This window comes from Bradyrhizobium sp. McL0615, assembly GCF_049993905.1.
Classification (GTDB): domain Bacteria; phylum Pseudomonadota; class Alphaproteobacteria; order Rhizobiales; family Xanthobacteraceae; genus Bradyrhizobium.
Map to the genome: position 1 here is coordinate 1772467 of NZ_CP188254.1, position 16050 is coordinate 1788516.

Genomic DNA, 16050 nt, shown 5'->3' on the forward strand with positions numbered 1-16050 from the left:
GGCGAACCCGGGCGAACGCGTGCGCACGGTCCTGTCCGATAATATTAAGGCTTACATAGACTTGGGCGAACGTGGGCGAACGCCGGCGAACGCGGCGAAGACGTCCAATTAGCCCTCTCAAGGCTGAAACAGGGGTTCGATTCCCCTAGGGAGCGCCAGCAGCATCAGAAGACCCGGTAATCCAAGAACATCGCACAAATACTGGCTTTGTCTGCCTCCGACTGGTAGCAAACGCTGGTAGTTTTCGATGCACGCAATGCCCTATCTGATTAAGAACTCTGCACACGTTTGGTGCGTTCAGCGCAAGGTTCCCGAGAAGCTCCAAGCCGCCGTTGCGCGCATCCTTGGCGGGAAGAAGCCGACCCAAGCGTACCTCAAGAAATCTCTGGGAACGAAGGATCGTCGCGAGGCAACACGGCGAGCCCCTCACGCGCTTGCCGACATAGACCGCACACTCAGAGAAGCCGAGGCTCTTGTAACGCAGCCCACGTCGAAGGCTGCACTCCGCGCTAGCCTCACTGATACCGAAATCAAGAGAATGGCGGAGTACGTCTACGCGAAGGCTCTCGCATGGGACGAGCGTACTCGATATGGCCGTGACGAACTCAAGCGTATGGAAGCGGATCACATCCGGCTTGAGGGGCGTCCGCTAACTGGGCCTTGGGCATTTCCCTATGAGACCCTTCCTGCTCACGGTCTATCGCCTGCTCAGCTTGCTGAGAACCGCAAACAGCTCGCCGAAAGCCTCAACGATTTCCGCGACGCTCTCGCGCTGGGCGACATCTCAGCGGTTGAAGATGACATCGCCGATGCGCTGGACGCCTTCCAAATCGGCTTAGATCGACAGAGTATAGCGTATCCCAAGCTGGGCATTGAGGTGCTAAGAGCCTATGTGCGAGCGCTGCAGGCAATCGAGCAGCGCAACGCTGGTGAGCCCGTGCCCACGCCACAGCTCGTCGCGGTTTCGACCACAACCGCCTCTGGGACACTGAAGGAAGCCTTCGAGGGCTGGAAGAAGGAGCGCGAGAGACCAGAGGGCACCGTGCATGAGTACGGCAGAGCCATCGACATGTTCGTCCAGTTGCACGGCAATCTCTCGATCTTGGAAATCAAGCGCTCGCACGCTCGCACGTTTCGCGAAGCGCTGCAGCTAGTACCCAAGGCGCGCAAGGGCTCGCTTCTAAAGGCGTCTCTGCCTGAGTTGAGCGAGTACGGCACCATCGGTTTTTGCGGGCTTAGGCTCGTGATTGCGAACCTATCCACACCCGCGACGGGCCGTATTCAAGTAGGCCCAACGGTCCCAAGGGATTGATAATTTGCTGCTCGTGTCTGGCGATGCTTCCATCGCAGGATGCCCCCACGCCGCTGCATTGAAATGGGCCGGTCGTTTTCCACCGGGGGGCCCCGACGAGTGGATCGCAGGGGTCACGTCACCTGCAACATTCTGTGCCTCAACGGCGGCTGCAGACGCACCGTGGACTTTAGGCTCGACAGGTTTCCCTTGGATTCGCCCTTGGTCGCGTGTGGGCCCGTGTCTCGTCTCCACTGAATGTGGAGCGGCGGGATCGGTGAACATCGTTCCGAACTGGCATGACACGATTAAGCTCGCGGTGCCCTTCAGCCGGAGTGGGCACACTCGCACTGCTGCTGTTACCTCGGCAAAGGCGGGGGCTTAGGCAAGGAAGCCTGAGGGGGCTCGCAATCTCATCCATTTGGGCCCCGGTGGTCGAAATGGAGCCGACGTTTCTCGTGCTCGCAAAGGCTAATCCTGTGTAGCCGTCCGAATGTCGTGGTGAGCCGCAAGCGTCATATCGCTCACGTACCCTTTCGGCCCTTTTACCATTTCTATGTACACGCCGAGCGCCTCAGGAAACTGTCCCGGGAGGAGCGCGTGGCGTACTCAAGGCAGCGGTGCCTCGAAGCCGGACATTTTGGTCACACTTAGCTTCAAAAAGGAGAAAGCGCTCACGGGCAATTGTATTCTCTTAACAGTTGCTATTCCATCGTACCTCAACAGAGGAGGGTGTTATGAAGAGATGGGTAATTCTCCTGTTGACCACTCCATTAGCAGGGTGCGGGACCTATTTGCCTCAGCTTACCAGCCCCGAAATATTGCCGTTAGAAGTCTTGGTCGCGCAAATCGATTGCGAATTCCAACAAGCCGTTTGGAAACAAAAATACTCGCTGGGGCCAACGGCTTTAGCTGGCTGGCAAGGCGTATACACCGTCACCGTAAAAAGTAATGAAACCGGAAGTGCGAAATCTCTTGGCAACACATTCCCGTTTTTTCCGGCCAAGAGAGTAAGCGGTACAGGAACAATCGGCGCTGGTGAAACAACGACGGCTAATAGAACTGGCCTTATGAAATTCAGCTTGCAATTCGACGATGTTAAGCGGGAGCCTGTCTGCAGAAAGATTCAGACAGCTACGCTTCATCCGTTTATCACAGGGCGAATCGGGTTCGCAGAATGGATGGACAGAGCTTTCCATGCAGGTGACATTGGCGGCCAGCTACAACTAGGAAGGCCACAACGCATTTCGAGTGTCGGGCACACTTTTGAATTTAGCATTTCTGTGAACGCTAGCGCCGGTGCTGGTTTCATCATTGGACCGGTCCCCGTAAGCGGCGTAAACGCGGCTGCAACCATTGATCGATTGGACGATGGTATAGTTGACGTTGTTATCGCTAAACCGGCGGTCGATCCGCTACCGGGACTGATTACGGAACTAACAAAGGCGGAACGAGACCTTATCGCCAAACTGGAGGAATTGATCGACCAGAGAAAAGACGACAATTCAAAGCGAACAGTTGAGATAAATTCGCTGACTTCGGCCTTGGGGAGCCGCCTTTCAAATTTGAATACTGCAACCATCAAAAATTTGTCACCGAGCAACAAGACACAGATGGAGACGTTCAAGGTAACTGAACCCGAGATTGAGCAACTAAAAGCACTCACCGATGCGCGCGAAGCGAAGAAGGCAAATGACCAAAAGATCCTCGACTTCAAGCAACAGATTGCCAATATCGAGCGGCCAAAGGTAACAACCAAATATCGCGTTCTGCCACCCGACCGGAATCCAGAAATCATTTATACAAATCAACAGCTAACTCTAGAACGGCTCAATAACAATCTGCGCTTTGTTCCTTAAACTGACCTGTGCTCGGTTGTGGCCCTTAGTGGACTTGGTGCAAGACAAGATTTACGCGCGCAACGCGCTCCAGAGCCTACATTATGAGCCGGTGCCAGCGAGAAACTTGGGACCACATAGGACACCGCTGGAAAACGGACACTTCTGCCTTAACCTCGGCGGCGGCTGCGCCCTTTAAGCCCGACCATTTGAAGCCGGGGGTGGGTGGAAGCCCAGATTAGGATCCAGTGTCAGAAGGGGGCCCACAAAATTCCTGCTGGTTTTGCTGCACGCCGACTCAAAAAAGGTGAAGGCGGCTGGAAAACAGCGTAGAGGTTGGGATATTCACCGATCACGTCTCTACCGAAGCCCGCGTGCGCCTTCCAAATCGAAAACCTACCCCTACCGTTCAGGGAACATCAGGACGTTAGGTTCGCATTCGGCCACGCCATCTGGCGCCACGCCGAGACCCTTCTGGGCGACCACGACAACGCCACGTAACAATACCTTGCGCTGAGTGTCGTCCCTCAATTTAGCTGACGCTTCCACGAGCGTGACGATGTGCTGCAGTGCTTCGCTAGGTGTCACTGTTGCGACCTCCTACTGATTGTCCACGCAAACAATACGTCAGCCATGCCCGATGCGCGAGTTCTCTTTGGGGCGCTCAGGTTGATACGGCAGTCGTCAGCAAAGATGTCCGGGATTGTCCCCAAACCGGACCTGACGGAGGCGACGCGAATGACCTATCTCGGACATCGGTGTCATACGCGGCACAACCGTTTCGTTCGACTTGTGGCCGACGTAAGCGACTCACGATCACTCCGGAAGTCCCGCTTTGCGAAGACCCTTGGCGTACATGGCGAGGTCCTCCGCTCGGCGAAATGGTGCTAAATCTCTGAGATTGAAGGCGCGCAAATCGGGATTAAGTTCGAGTGCCCGTGCCATCGCTTTCTGTGCTGGCTCAAGCCGCCCGGCGAGCGCATTGCTGGCTGCAGATATGCAGATTGCCAGCAGGAAAGTTGGATTATCGCGCATTGACTTTTCGCCGCATGACGACGCCATGTCGTAGCGGCTCGCGAGAAAATGAGCGTACGCCATGGCTCCTTGCATGCCGTACATGGACGGATCGAGCGGGCTCAGGCGCATGGCATGCGCAACGTGCTCAAGTGCGAGGTCCGGCTCGCCTCTCCAAACTCGCAACCAAGCACTGAGCATCCAAGCTTGCGCCAAGTTGGGATTGACCACCAGTCCCCGATCCATGAAAGCCGCAGCGTCTTCGAACTCATGGGCTACAAAGGCGAGAGCATATCCACCCATACACAGCGCTACTGGGTCATCTCCGCCCAGATGTACTGCTCTTCGGGCCAGCCGCGTAGCTTCGGCACCCTCCTGCACATGCTCGATCATCCAGCTACGCCCCTTGCGCTGCGTGTAGCACCACGCGGCCATACCATAGGCACACGCCAGACCAGGGTCGCGCTCGATCGCTTTGCAAAAGAGCTGGAGCGCTTCGCTGTTCGCGTCCTTGGTCCACCGACTAAGCTTCGCCAGCCCGCGCAGATAATAGTCGTATGCATCTAGATTTTCGGTCGGCTTGCGCCTAGCCCGCGAAATTTCCGCATACTGCAGCTTCGGGGCTATCGCACCCACCACGCTGGAAGTCACATGATCCTGTAGATCGAACATATCCTCGAGCGCACCATCAAAACGGTCCGCCCAGAGATGCGCCCCAGTTCCAGTATCGATAAGCTGCCCCGCTATGCGAATACGGTTTCCGGCCCTGCGCACACTACCTTCAAGCACGTAGCGCACTCCAAGTTCACGACCCACCTGCTTCACGTCTACGGTTCGGCCTTTATAAGTAAAACTCGAATTACGTGCGATCACAAACAGCCAGCGAAACCGCGACAGCGCCATCGTGATGTCCTCGACGACACCATCGGCGAAATACTCCTGGTCCGGGTCGGCACTGAGGTTCTGGAAGGGCAGCACGGCAACCGAGGGCTTGTCGGGAAGCGCTAATGTGGGTCTTTGTCTTCGTGCCGCGACGCGATCCATCACTCTGAAAACGCGGACGGGTCGCTCGATGTTCTTGAGGTTTTGCTCGCCGGCATCATCAAATTCAATGTCGAGCTTATCGCGGAGTTGTCGGTGGGCGTCATCTGAGACACAAATGCCGCCGGGCTCCGCAATGGCCTCGAGCCGTGCCGCTACGTTGACCCCGTCGCCGAATATGTCGCCGTTATCCTCGATAATATCACCGACATTGATACCGATCCGGAACTCAATTCGATCGTTCGGCGGTACGTCTGAATTGCGTTCAGCCATGCCGCGCTGAACATCGACCGCGCAGCGCATCGCGTCCACAACGCTATTGAATTCGGCTAGGAGGCCGTCGCCGGTATTCTTGACGATGTGTCCGCGATGGGCGGCAATCTTTGGATCAATCAAGGCCCGCAAATGTTCCTTCAGCCGGACGTGCGTGCCTTCATCGTCCATGCCTGTCAAACGGCTATAACCGGCGACATCGGCTGCGAATATGGCTGTAAGCCGTCGCACTAAGTGTTCGCGGGTCAAGGGTGTTCTCCCGCCGAGACGTGAACTTTTAACCCAAACGGGCTGACCCGGCACCTGTTTGAAAATCTTAGCTGCATTGCGTCTTAAATACTACGGACCCTCATACAATACCTTTTGGAATTCTGCATGACGCGGGGCGATATCCAATGCGTCGGGGTGTGACGTTCTATCGACCTGCGATGCATTTGATCGCCGATGCGATAAATGTTTGGTATCGGGCGGATGATCAGAATTGGCACTTTGCAGACCTTCCATGGTTGTGGGCTGGCTTCCGTTATGCGCAGCACAAGAGCGACATAAGAGCTGCTCGGTTCACCCTGCTGTCAGCTCGGCGGCGGCAGCGGCCTTTAAGGCAAGGAGCTTGAAATCAGGGCCACCCACCGACGATCCAAAGGGTCCCATGGTCGCGTATGGGACCCGTTTGCTTTTGTGCCCTGTATGCCGCGTGGCTCGTCATCTACAGAGTGCCCAGCGTCGCAGAAGTTCACTGCGAATGCGAAGCATCGCTTGCTTCCTCCGGCCGAATGAAGCCTTGGAGTTCATCTTCAAACAACAAGTCAGCCATCGGGGCTATTCGCTTCCTTGGATTGTTTTTCATGACCTCCTCCATACGAGCGGCGAGGCGACGCCCGCGCTCTGTAAGGAACACATGACGTAACCGAAGGTCGCCGAGCGTCTTCCTATCAACGACAGTGAGAAGGTCGAAACCAGGTTTGTCGTTTATGACACGCGAAGTTAGTTGACGCAGGTGGAAGGAAACAGTGGCGGGTTTTATACCGCAGCGGCGCGCCAGCACTGACACTGGAAGTCCCTCCTCAGCCCAAGCCGCCAAGAACGTGTAGGCCTGATCGATCGTGAGGTGGTAGTAGATTGTGAATCGGCGCGGGGTCCCGACGCCGGTCGGCACGTTAAGCTATTGATCCAATTTGCGGTGAAGGGGTTACTCTCGGGCGCTTATTCACAGTATGTCTTTTAGGGCGCCGGCTTCGGCGTGTACCCGTGACCACTTGGTTGCAGGTGCCCGAGAAGTGGTACACAACGGTGGCCACGCAACCAAAAACTGGGTTGTCGAGAAACCTTGTTTCGTTGGTTTTCTGCGCGGCCAGAATGGCTGGGTGAGTGTCCCTCCCTCTCCAGCCTGTTGCCGGTGCTGTTGACGCACTGAGCCGGACCGCGCAGCCCGCTACGGGGTGATGGCCGCTTTCAGCACGCCACCACGCTGTTGGCCGAACGGGTCATAGGCTTCCTCGATCTGGTCGAGGTTGTAGCGATGGGTGACCAGCGGCTTGAGGTCGACGCGCCGGGAGCTGATCACAGACAGGCGATATGGGACCTGATTTTCAAGTTCCTTGGCTTAAAGCTGCTGCTGCCGCCGAGGTTACAGCACCTGTGTGCTTGTTTTTCCAACGGGTCCCATGCAGGGCTCGATGAGAATGTCCTCGGGGCGACAAGCCGATGTTAGACAACAACGATGCCAGAGTATTTGGCCTTGTCTTCCGGTTCCAGATGAATGGTGACTCGCCTATCTTCATCCCCCCCCGCAAGGCCGCTTCAACGCGGTCACATATCTGGTGCGCCTCTGACACCGTCATCTGACCGGGAACGACGAGGTGGAACTCAATGAACGTTACACGTCCCGCGTGGCGAGTGCGAACGTCATGAGCTTCCAACGCACCCGCCGCATGGTCGGCAATCGTCCGGCGAATGCCATTCAACGTTGCCTCGGGCAACCGCTTCATCCAACAAGCCACCGGTGGACTCACTTAGGACCCCCCCCAACGGACCACAGGATCGTCGCAGCGACGATGAGAGCAAGTGCAGGATCGAGAAACTCCCATTTCATGAAGAGCGCGAGCACAAGCCCAAACAGTATGCCGATGGATGAGACCACATCAGTCAAGAGATGTCTGCCGTCTGCAACGAGCGCCGGCGAGGATCGAAATCGACTACTGCCCGAAGTGCCGAGGAGTGTGGTTGGACCGGGGCGAACTCGACAAGATCATCGAGCGGTCCGGAGCGGCTAAAGCAGGTTCAAATCATGGATTATCCCTCTGCCAGGTAACGAATGCCGGGTGCTTCGTCAGTACCTCGATCGTTCCGTCAATGATGTACTGCACTGCCAACGCCGCAAGTATGATGCCGAAAACACGTCCTATGACGTAGATTCCCGTCACGCCGAACCATGGCACCAAACGCCTGCTCGCAAATCCCTGTCCTTGACGACGCAACTTGCCCCAAAAATCCATGTTCCTCGTGTGATCCTGAAATCGGCTGACGTATCGGGCGCGAGGAAAAAAGCAATGATGTTGATTGTCGGAATCGATGACTTTTTGAATTGATGCGTAGAGTGGCGTGAATACCGGAACTCCAAAATCATTCTTCAGATATGGAGCAATGTCGGGTTTCAGAAACCAGCGCGAGTAGACAGCGACATCCGTGTCGCCGCGTTTGGCATCCTTGTCGACAGGGCTATCGCGGAAGCGCCGTTTGCGCTTCTCGTTCCGCAATATCTCCTGATCGCAGGAATTCTGCTGATGTCGTTTTTGCCGAAACTGCTGATTGAGCAGATCTCGGCGAGCTATTTCCTCCATCATTTGTGACGACAGCTATGATTTCGTCGCGAACCAGTGTTGCTGACGAGATCGAGAACCTTGATCGGCTCAAGGCGTCTGGATCGATTTCCGGGCAAGACTACGCGCGGTTGAGGGCCGGGCGATGCAGTAACCGGCTTCTTCCGGGGTGCCCGCTTCCGAAGGTTGGATTGGTAACGGGCGCCCGCGCTGAACAGGGAGAGGCTGTCCTTTACAAGGGCAGCAGCCAGGGCACCAGCACCAGGGCCGCCACCATGACGATGACGGTGAAGGGGACACCGATCTTCACGAAATCGCCGAAGCTGTAATTGCCCGGCCCGACCACCAAGGTGGTTACTGGCGACGATACCGGCGTCATGAAGGCAGCCGAGGCCGCGATGGCGATGATCATCGCGAAAGGGTAGGGCGAGGCGCCTACATCTTTTGCCACCGCGAGCGCTACCGGTGCCATCAGCACCGCCGTCGCGGTGTTCGAGACGAACAGGCCAAGGCCGGCCGTGATCAAGAATAGTAGGCCCAGCAAAAGCCGCGGTGAAGCCCCCCCAGCTACGGCTGTCACCGCATCAGCCGCGAGATCGACCCCGCCCGTGCGTTGCAACGCCAGCGAAAAGGGCAGCATACCGACAATGAGAACCAGGCTTTTCCAATTGATGGAGGCGTAGGCGCTGTTGAAATCGACGCAGCGCAGCAAACCCATCAGAAGGCCTCCGATCAGAACTGCATGCACGTTGGGCACCACGCCGCTGACCATCATGCCGACCGTGAGCGCCAGCACCGCCAAGGCCTGCGGCGCGAGGCTCGCGGCTGGCAACACGTCTTTGTGTTCGGCTGGCAGGTTCAGCACCACGAGGTCCGAGAATTCGGATCGGAGCTTGCGGATGTCGGACCAGAAGCCGGTCAACAGGAGGGTGTCACCGACTTTCAACGTTTCATCGAGCAGCCCATGGCCCACTACCTCGCGGCCGCGCCGCAGGCCCAGCACGGTCAATCCCATTTCGCTGCGCACCCGGGCCTGCAGGATGGTCTGGCCGGTCAGCTTGGAATCCGCCGGGACAATGGCTTCGGCCATGCCGATTTCCTGCGAACGATCGGTGAAGTAACCGCCGTCGCCCAGAGGAAGCGCCTCGACCATGTAGTCGCGCAGCATCCGATCGACCTCGGTTTTGGGGGCGACGACGTCGAGCAGCAGGATCTGTCCGGCAACGAGCTCGGTCCTTGCGTTCGGGCGGATCACCTCGGTCGCGAAGCGGCCGGGGAGTTCGATGGCGAGTAAATTCACGCCGCTGGCCCGCAGGGGAAGATCTTCCAGGCGCTTGCCGACCAGCGGCGAGTCAGGCAGCACGCGCACCCGATAGGCCCGATTGGTCAGGCCATATTGCTCGACCCAATCAAGCAGATTCGGCTGACGGCCCTCGCTACCCACGCTCTTGGTCGAGACGGCCAGAAGGCGCCGCGCGAACAGCATGTAGGCGACACCGAGCACCAGGAAAGCGAGCCCGAAAGGTGTGAAGCTGAAGAAGCCAAAGCCTGCCGCACCCTCGCGGATCAGCTCCGCATTCACCACCATATTGGGCGCCGTCGCAACCAGGGTCAGCATGCCGCTGATCAAAGCGGCGAAGCTCAACGGCATCATCAACTGGCTTGGCGCGGTGCCTGTGTTCTGGCAGATGCGAAGCACCACGGGGATGAAGATAGCGACGACGGCGGTGGAGCTCATAAAGGCACCGAGCCCGCTCACCGACAGCATCAGCAGCACCAGCATGCGCGCCTTGCTACTGCCGGCGGTCGCATTCAGCCAATCACCGAGGCGGCGCGCAACGCCGGTGCGTACCAGTCCCTCACCGATCACGAAGAGGCCGGCGATCAAGATGATGCTGGGGTCACTGAAACCGGCTAATGCCTCGTTGATGGTGATAACACCGGTGAAAGGGATGATCACAATCATCAGCAACGCGACCGCATCCATGCGTGGGCGATTGGCTACGAACATCACGATCGCGGCCGCAAGCAACAGGAGAACCAGAGCGAGATCGGTGTTCATACAGCGCTTCCAATCGATCCAGGGACAAAATGCATGCAATCGAGAACGCCGTGGTGTCACCGAAACCCGCCAGCTGCTCTCCGGGCGCTGCAGACTGACGCAGCGGCCTTCGCGAGAGCTCATTTTTTAAGACTTGTTGACGAAATTACGGTTCCAATAAGATCGCTTGCTCCGCTCCAAATGATCTGAACGCCGATGCAGAAGAGAATAAAAGCCGAAAGTCTGACCAAGGTATCAGTGCCGCCATGTCCTAACATTTTCTCGACACGATCGGAGTAAGCAAAGCAGAAGTAGATCGCCGCGGCGATCACGATAGCGGCGAGCAGGCTTGCTGCCACGAAATAAAGATCTTGCGACAAATCGGAAAAAGGGGATCGCGAAAGCCCGAGACTGATCATGACGGCAATCGTTCCGGGCCCGGTCGTGAGCGGCAGCGTCAAGGGATAGAACGCCTGGCTTGCGTAGTCGTTTTTCCGTTCGTCGGCGATCAGTTGGTCGGTTTCTTTGTGCGCGCTTGCATTTAGCAGCGTCCAGCCGCTGGAAGCGACGATCAACCCGCCTGCAACCCTCAGGATAGGGACCGAAATGCCGTAAATCTTCAAGATGAACGCACCGATCAGTAACGATCCCATCATCACGAAGAAAGCATTCAACGCGACGCGACGCGCAAGTAAGCGCCGCTCGTTGGCGGAGGCATATTTCGTCATACTCAAGAATACGAGCGCCGCGCCCGGTGGATTGACCACTGGGAATAGGGCGGCGAGTACGAGCAGAAAGATCTCCATGATCTTCAGTTATCCTTGTTTCTAGAAGAGTCGCGGCTCCTCGGAAACGACTGCGGCATACCAGCCTCGCGTTCAGTCACTCCGTCGATCGACGAGAACCCCCTGAATTGGCTTTCGGCAGCTTTTACGTCCGAAGGTGGAGTGCTCATCATGATCGGCTCCTCCATCCCCAAGTGCGGTGTTGAAGATTACGTAGTTGGCTTGCCCGGCTCGGGCATTTTGTCGGAGCCCCAGGTGTCATAGCCCCCAGGGAAGGCCTAGCAGGTACCAGGCGACGAACAGCAGTATCCAAATGACGGCCATCCAGAGTGTGTAGGGCAACATCAGCGCGACGACGGTCCCGACGCCCGCGTTCTTGTCGTAAATCTGGGCAAATCCGACAACCATGGCAAAGTAAGCGTTGAGCGGGGTGATCGCGTTGACCGGCGAGTCGCCGATCCGGTAGGCAGCCAGGACAGCTGCGGGATCGACGTTAAGCTGGACGAACACCGGCACGAAGACCGGCGCAAAGATCGCCCATTTGGCGATCGCCGGTGTGAAGACGAAGTCTATGATCAGGACCACAATAATAAAACCCAACAGCAGCCACAGCGCGCCGATATGCGCGTTTTTCAGCGGCTCGGCCATCGACAGGGCCATGAGGGTGGGAATATTGCTGTAGTTGAAATAGTCCACGAACTGGCTGATGACCACAAACAGGAGGATGGTGCCGCTCAGTGAAGCAACCGCCTTCGTCATGGCCGCGATGACGGCCGCGGAGTTGTTCACCGTTTTTGCGCCGATGCCGTATGCGACCCCGGTTGCAAGGAACAGCACCATGATGACCCCGATCAGGCCGTTCATGAACGGCGAGTTGCCGATGAGAACACCCGTCGTCGGATTGCGCAGCGGCGCGCCCGACGGAACCGTCAACAGAAGGAACAGGATCACAACCCCAAGCAGCGCAAGGCCGGCGTATCTCAGCCCACGCGACTCGTCGGCGGAAAGCTGTCCGTCGTTCCGCCCCCGCTGAGCGTCCGTGGTTTTCCCGGCCTGGTACACGCCGAGCCGAGGCTCGATGACCCGGTTGTTGATGAGCGCAATGATGACCGTCAGGACCAGAACGGACGCGATCGAGAAGGAGACGTTGGCCGTCAGATCTAGTGAGGTGGTAGGTTTGACCATGTGGATTGCGTCGTTGGTAATCTCCGTCAAAACCGCATCGAGCGGCTTGATAATCATGTTCACGGTGAATGCGCCGGCGACTCCGGCAAATCCCACGGCGAGCCCGGCGAGAGGATTCCGGCCAACGCTCAGGAAGGCGGCGCCTGCCAACGGGATCAACACCACATAGCCGGCATCGGCAGCTATGCTGGACAAAATGCCGACGAACGCGACGATGTAAACCAGAGCCCAGCTCGGAGAGACGGCCACGAGTTTTCTGATCAGCGCGTTCACGAGGCCGGCTTCCTCGGCAACGCCGACGCCCATCATCGCGACGATCAACAGGCCTACCGCGGTGAAACCCAAGAGGTTCGGCACGAGTCGGGTGTAAATGTGGCGAATTCCGTTCGCCGTCAGCAGGCTATTGGCCGTAGTGGTCGCGGTCTCGATTTTGTGCGTATCCGGATCGACGACCTGGTAGGTAACCGTGGCCCCCAGCATGTAAAGAATGTGAGAGAGCACCAGCACGATAGCGATGAGGATCAGAAATATCACGATCGGGTGTGGGACGCTGTTTCCGACGCGCTCGACGGTGTCGAGAATTTTCTGCATCGTAGATTTTGATGTCGCCGTGTCGCCCACGTTGCTCATGATGCTATTCCTCCTCAAAGTATGCTACTTGCGGCGATCTCACAGCGGCACCGCAAGGGGTCTAGCGTGACAGCGCATCCAGAATGCGCGCCCAGGAGCGGATACCCTTGTGGAAGCTCCTGAGATTGTACTTCTCGTTCGGGCTGTGGATGCGGTCATCCTCGAGGCCAAAGCCCGCCAGCACCACATCCATGCCCAGTGACTGCTTGAGCTGATGCGTGACGGGAATGGAGCCGCCGCCGCCGATGAAGACCGCGGGCTTACCCCATTCAGCGGTCAGCGCATCGCGCGCCTTGCCGAAGGCGGGTGCGTCGATCGGGAAGCGGATCGCCTGGCCCGAGCCATGCTCCAGGAACTCGGCGCGGCAATCGGCCGGAACACGCGCTTGTACATGCTCCCGGAAGGCCTTGCGGATGGCATGGGGATCCTGATCGAAAACCAGGCGGAAGGAAACCTTGGCCGAGGCCATGGCCGGGATCACCGTCTTGAAGCCCGCACCCTGGTAGCCGCCACCCATTCCGTTGATCTCGCAGGTCGGGCGCGACCAGACCATCTCCAGCGCGCCGCGGCCCTTCTCGCCGGCGGGAACCGAAAGCCCGATGGCGCCGAGGAAGGACTCTGCGCTGAAATTCAGACTGTCCCATTGCTCGCGCAGAGCCTTCGGCAGCTCCGGCACGCCGTCATAGAAGCCGCGCAGCGTGACGCGGCCGTTCTCGTCGTGCAGGTCGGAGAGGATGCGCGCCAGAATGCGGTTTGGATTGGCCGCGGCCGAGCCATAGAAACCCGAATGCAGGTCGCGGTCGGCGGCGTGGATGATCACCTCCTCGCCGCAGAGTCCGCGCAGCATGGTCTGGATTGCTGGAGTCTTCGGGTCCCACATGTTGGTGTCGCAGATCAAGCCGATATCGGCGCGCAGCTCATCGGCATTGGCATCGAGGAAGCCCGGCAGGTTGACGCCGCCGGATTCCTCCTCGCCCTCTAGCAGGATCGAGATCGGGATGGGTAGCTTGCCGGTAACAGCCTTCCAGGCGCGGCAGGCCTCAACGAAGGCCATGAGTTGGCCCTTGTCGTCGGCGGCGCCGCGGCTGGAGATGATCTTGGTGCCGTCGGGCATGGTCTGGATGGACGGGTCGAAGGGATCACGATCCCAGAGATCGAGAGGGTCCACCGGCTGCACGTCGTAATGGCCGTAGAACAGCGCCGAGGACCCGGGTGCGCTACGATCATGCGCAACGACCATGGGGTGCCCCGGCGTGGGGCGCACAGCGGCGTCGAAGCCGATGCTTTTGAGGTCGGCCACATGCCATTCCGCATTGGCCTTGCACTCGGCGGCATAGGCTGGATCCGTCGAGATCGACTTGATACGCAGGATCGCGAAGAGACGCTCCAATGCGGCGTCGAGATTCGCATCGACATTGGACAAGACATCGTCGAGCTTGGTCATGGAGCCTCCTGTTTCTTGAGCCGCGACTCTAAAATTGCCTAGCCGTTTTTTTCACGTGATTTCGTCGCCGGATCAGGCATCGCGCCCGGAATATAATTCGGAAGCTGGCCTGCCGGGAAAATTCCGAGCATTGCGATACCCGCCATAATGAGGAGCCCAATCCTCAGCGCCCGCAACCGTGCGTCCGTGTTGACCCGCACCGCTTCCGCGACCTGAGCAGGGGACGCGGTCGTCCTTTCCAGTGCGCCTTGTAGCCTGTCGTTGCTGACAAAGTTGATACTGTCGAGATCGACCTGAGACTGCAGTTCGGGCGTCAACTTCGGATTCGCCGCGATGCCGGCAAGGATGGCTGCGCTTAACAGGCCGACGAGGAGCGCGCCTGCCACCGCCGTCCCGACCGCGGCCGCAAGATTTTGGGTGGTGCCACGCAACGACCCAACGTCACCGGCCAGTTCTTTCGGCGAAGCCGTGACCAGCACATTGAACAGCAGCGTGACCAGCGAGCCCTGTCCGATGCCGAAGACAACGAGACCTAGGAGAACCGGGACTTCGCTCCAGTCGTTATGCACGACAAAGGCAAGCCAAAGCAGCGCAAGGGTGCAGAGTATGAAGCCATAGCGCCCGATCTGCCGGGGAGTGAACTTGTCGTAAAACCGGACAATCAGCATCGCCGTGAAGAACACTGTGAGGTTAAACGGCATCATGGCGATCGCCGTGGCGATCGGAGATCGCCCCTGCACGATCTGGATATACAGCGGCACCGAGAAATTGAGCGCGGCCTCCAGCGCTACGACACAGAACAATGCGTAGACCGCGGCCCGCTCCTGAGGCGAATCGATCACCTCAAGTGCGAGGAGTGGCGTGTTCCCCGCAGCCTGTCGCCGATGCGTCCACATCAGGAATGCCTGACCCAGTACGATGCCCACCACGATAAAGACCGGTGCGGGAGAGAGGCCAAGGAGGTTGAAAGGGGCGTTGGATCCTGCCAGGCCCAAGCCCCAGCGGTTCAGATTGTTGAAGCCGAAGCTGATGAGAATGATGGCGGTCGCCGCCAGCAGCACACCGACGATATCGATCTTTACTTCCGGGCGTCCGGGGAAGGACTTCAGACGGAAGCTCAGGAAAAACACGATGGCCGAAACGGCGATCAGAATTCCAAATGCCGGACGCCATCCGATGAAAGTGCCGAGAATGCCACCGATGATGAACGCCAATACCCCGGCGGCGGCTCGCGCGGAACCCAGCGCCCCCACCGCCGTCGCTTGCTGACGTCCACTGTAGTTTTCGGCAATCAGCGCCACCAGCGACGGCACAATCACGGCGGCAGAGGCTCCGCAAAGGGCCTGGGCTGCGATCATCAACGTCGCGGTGGGACTGAACGTCATCAGCACCTGCGAAGCACAGAACATGACGGCGGCAGTCCGGAACACCCGCGCCGCACCGTAACGCTGGGCGAGCTTCGCGCCGAGCATAACGAAGCCTGCGACCAGCATCGAATACGAAACGATTCCGGTCGCAATCGTCGTCGGCGGTACACCGAAGCTGTTCACCATCCCCCCGAGCGCAACAGGCAACGAGGCGACGTTGAAAGACATGATCATCTGGCCAAGTGCGATGGCGATCATCGGCACCCACGATTCTCTTGCTTCTGTTGCCGGGTGACCTGCAGTTGCGGATATCGTCGTCATG

The 16050-nt window shown here is 58.3% G+C and carries 12 protein-coding genes, 1 tRNA gene and 2 pseudogenes; 4 read left to right on the top strand and 11 right to left on the bottom strand.

The window, feature by feature from the left end; translation table 11 throughout:
• Positions 1-84 precede the first annotated feature (84 nt).
• From ACPPVP_RS08465 to ACPPVP_RS08475, 3 genes are all read left to right on the top strand, one after another.
• Positions 85-158: transfer RNA gene (locus ACPPVP_RS08465), tRNA-Glu, on the top strand.
• Positions 159-256: 98 nt separating this feature from the next.
• Positions 257-1312, top strand: a complete 1056-nt coding sequence (locus tag ACPPVP_RS08470) for a DUF6538 domain-containing protein (RefSeq protein ID WP_426533079.1) — start codon at positions 257-259, stop codon at positions 1310-1312.
• A gap of 716 nt (positions 1313-2028) precedes the next feature.
• A complete protein-coding gene (locus ACPPVP_RS08475; RefSeq protein ID WP_426533081.1) occupies positions 2029-3150 on the top strand; it encodes a hypothetical protein in 1122 nt (373 codons plus the stop codon).
• Positions 3151-3945: 795 nt separating this feature from the next.
• Here ACPPVP_RS08475 and ACPPVP_RS08480 read toward each other — a convergent pair.
• The 5 genes and pseudogenes from ACPPVP_RS08480 to ACPPVP_RS08500 all read right to left on the bottom strand — a co-directional run bounded on the left by ACPPVP_RS08480 (position 3946) and on the right by ACPPVP_RS08500 (position 7606).
• The gene (locus ACPPVP_RS08480) at positions 3946-5628 is read right to left on the bottom strand and encodes an adenylate/guanylate cyclase domain-containing protein (RefSeq protein ID WP_426537742.1); all 1683 of its coding nucleotides are present in this window, start codon (positions 5626-5628) and stop codon (positions 3946-3948) included.
• 562 nt (positions 5629-6190) lie between these two features.
• Positions 6191-6508, bottom strand: a complete 318-nt coding sequence (locus ACPPVP_RS08485; protein ID WP_426533083.1) for a hypothetical protein — start codon at positions 6506-6508, stop codon at positions 6191-6193.
• A gap of 381 nt (positions 6509-6889) precedes the next feature.
• Positions 6890-7027 (bottom strand): annotated as a pseudogene (locus tag ACPPVP_RS08490) (NAD(P)-dependent alcohol dehydrogenase); the annotation flags it as partial.
• 19 nt (positions 7028-7046) lie between these two features.
• Positions 7047-7445, bottom strand: a complete 399-nt coding sequence (locus ACPPVP_RS08495; protein WP_426533085.1) for a cation transporter dimerization domain-containing protein — start codon at positions 7443-7445, stop codon at positions 7047-7049.
• 20 nt (positions 7446-7465) lie between these two features.
• Positions 7466-7606 carry a hypothetical protein gene (locus ACPPVP_RS08500; RefSeq protein ID WP_426533087.1) on the bottom strand — a complete coding sequence of 47 codons (141 nt, stop codon included), beginning with the start codon at positions 7604-7606 and terminating at the stop codon, positions 7466-7468.
• On the opposite strand from ACPPVP_RS08500, the pseudogene ACPPVP_RS08505 reads away from it, so the two are divergent.
• Positions 7588-7722, top strand: a pseudogene (locus ACPPVP_RS08505) (zf-TFIIB domain-containing protein); the annotation flags it as partial. The gene ACPPVP_RS08500 and the pseudogene ACPPVP_RS08505 sit on opposite strands and share 19 nt — an antisense overlap.
• Before the next feature lie 20 nt (positions 7723-7742).
• Here the strand turns inward: ACPPVP_RS08505 and ACPPVP_RS08510 are convergent.
• From ACPPVP_RS08510 to ACPPVP_RS08535, 6 genes are all read right to left on the bottom strand, one after another.
• Complete coding sequence (locus ACPPVP_RS08510; protein ID WP_426538449.1) at positions 7743-8300, bottom strand: hypothetical protein; 558 nt, start codon at positions 8298-8300, stop codon at positions 7743-7745.
• A gap of 208 nt (positions 8301-8508) precedes the next feature.
• Entirely contained in the window at positions 8509-10338 is a 1830-nt protein-coding gene (locus ACPPVP_RS08515; protein WP_426533089.1) for an SLC13 family permease, read from the bottom strand.
• 119 nt (positions 10339-10457) lie between these two features.
• On the bottom strand, positions 10458-11123 hold the full coding sequence (locus ACPPVP_RS08520) for a MarC family protein (protein WP_426533091.1): 666 nt from the start codon (positions 11121-11123) through the stop codon (positions 10458-10460).
• 237 nt (positions 11124-11360) lie between these two features.
• Entirely contained in the window at positions 11361-12917 is a 1557-nt protein-coding gene (locus ACPPVP_RS08525) for an AbgT family transporter (protein WP_426533093.1), read from the bottom strand.
• A gap of 61 nt (positions 12918-12978) precedes the next feature.
• Positions 12979-14361: a M20/M25/M40 family metallo-hydrolase gene (locus tag ACPPVP_RS08530; RefSeq protein ID WP_426533095.1), complete on the bottom strand. Its 1383-nt coding sequence runs from the start codon at positions 14359-14361 to the stop codon at positions 12979-12981.
• Between the two features lie 38 nt (positions 14362-14399).
• Positions 14400-16049 (bottom strand): MFS transporter, encoded by a 1650-nt coding sequence (locus ACPPVP_RS08535; RefSeq protein WP_426533097.1) that lies wholly within the window; start codon positions 16047-16049, stop codon positions 14400-14402.
• Between the last annotated feature and the right edge of the window lies 1 nt (position 16050).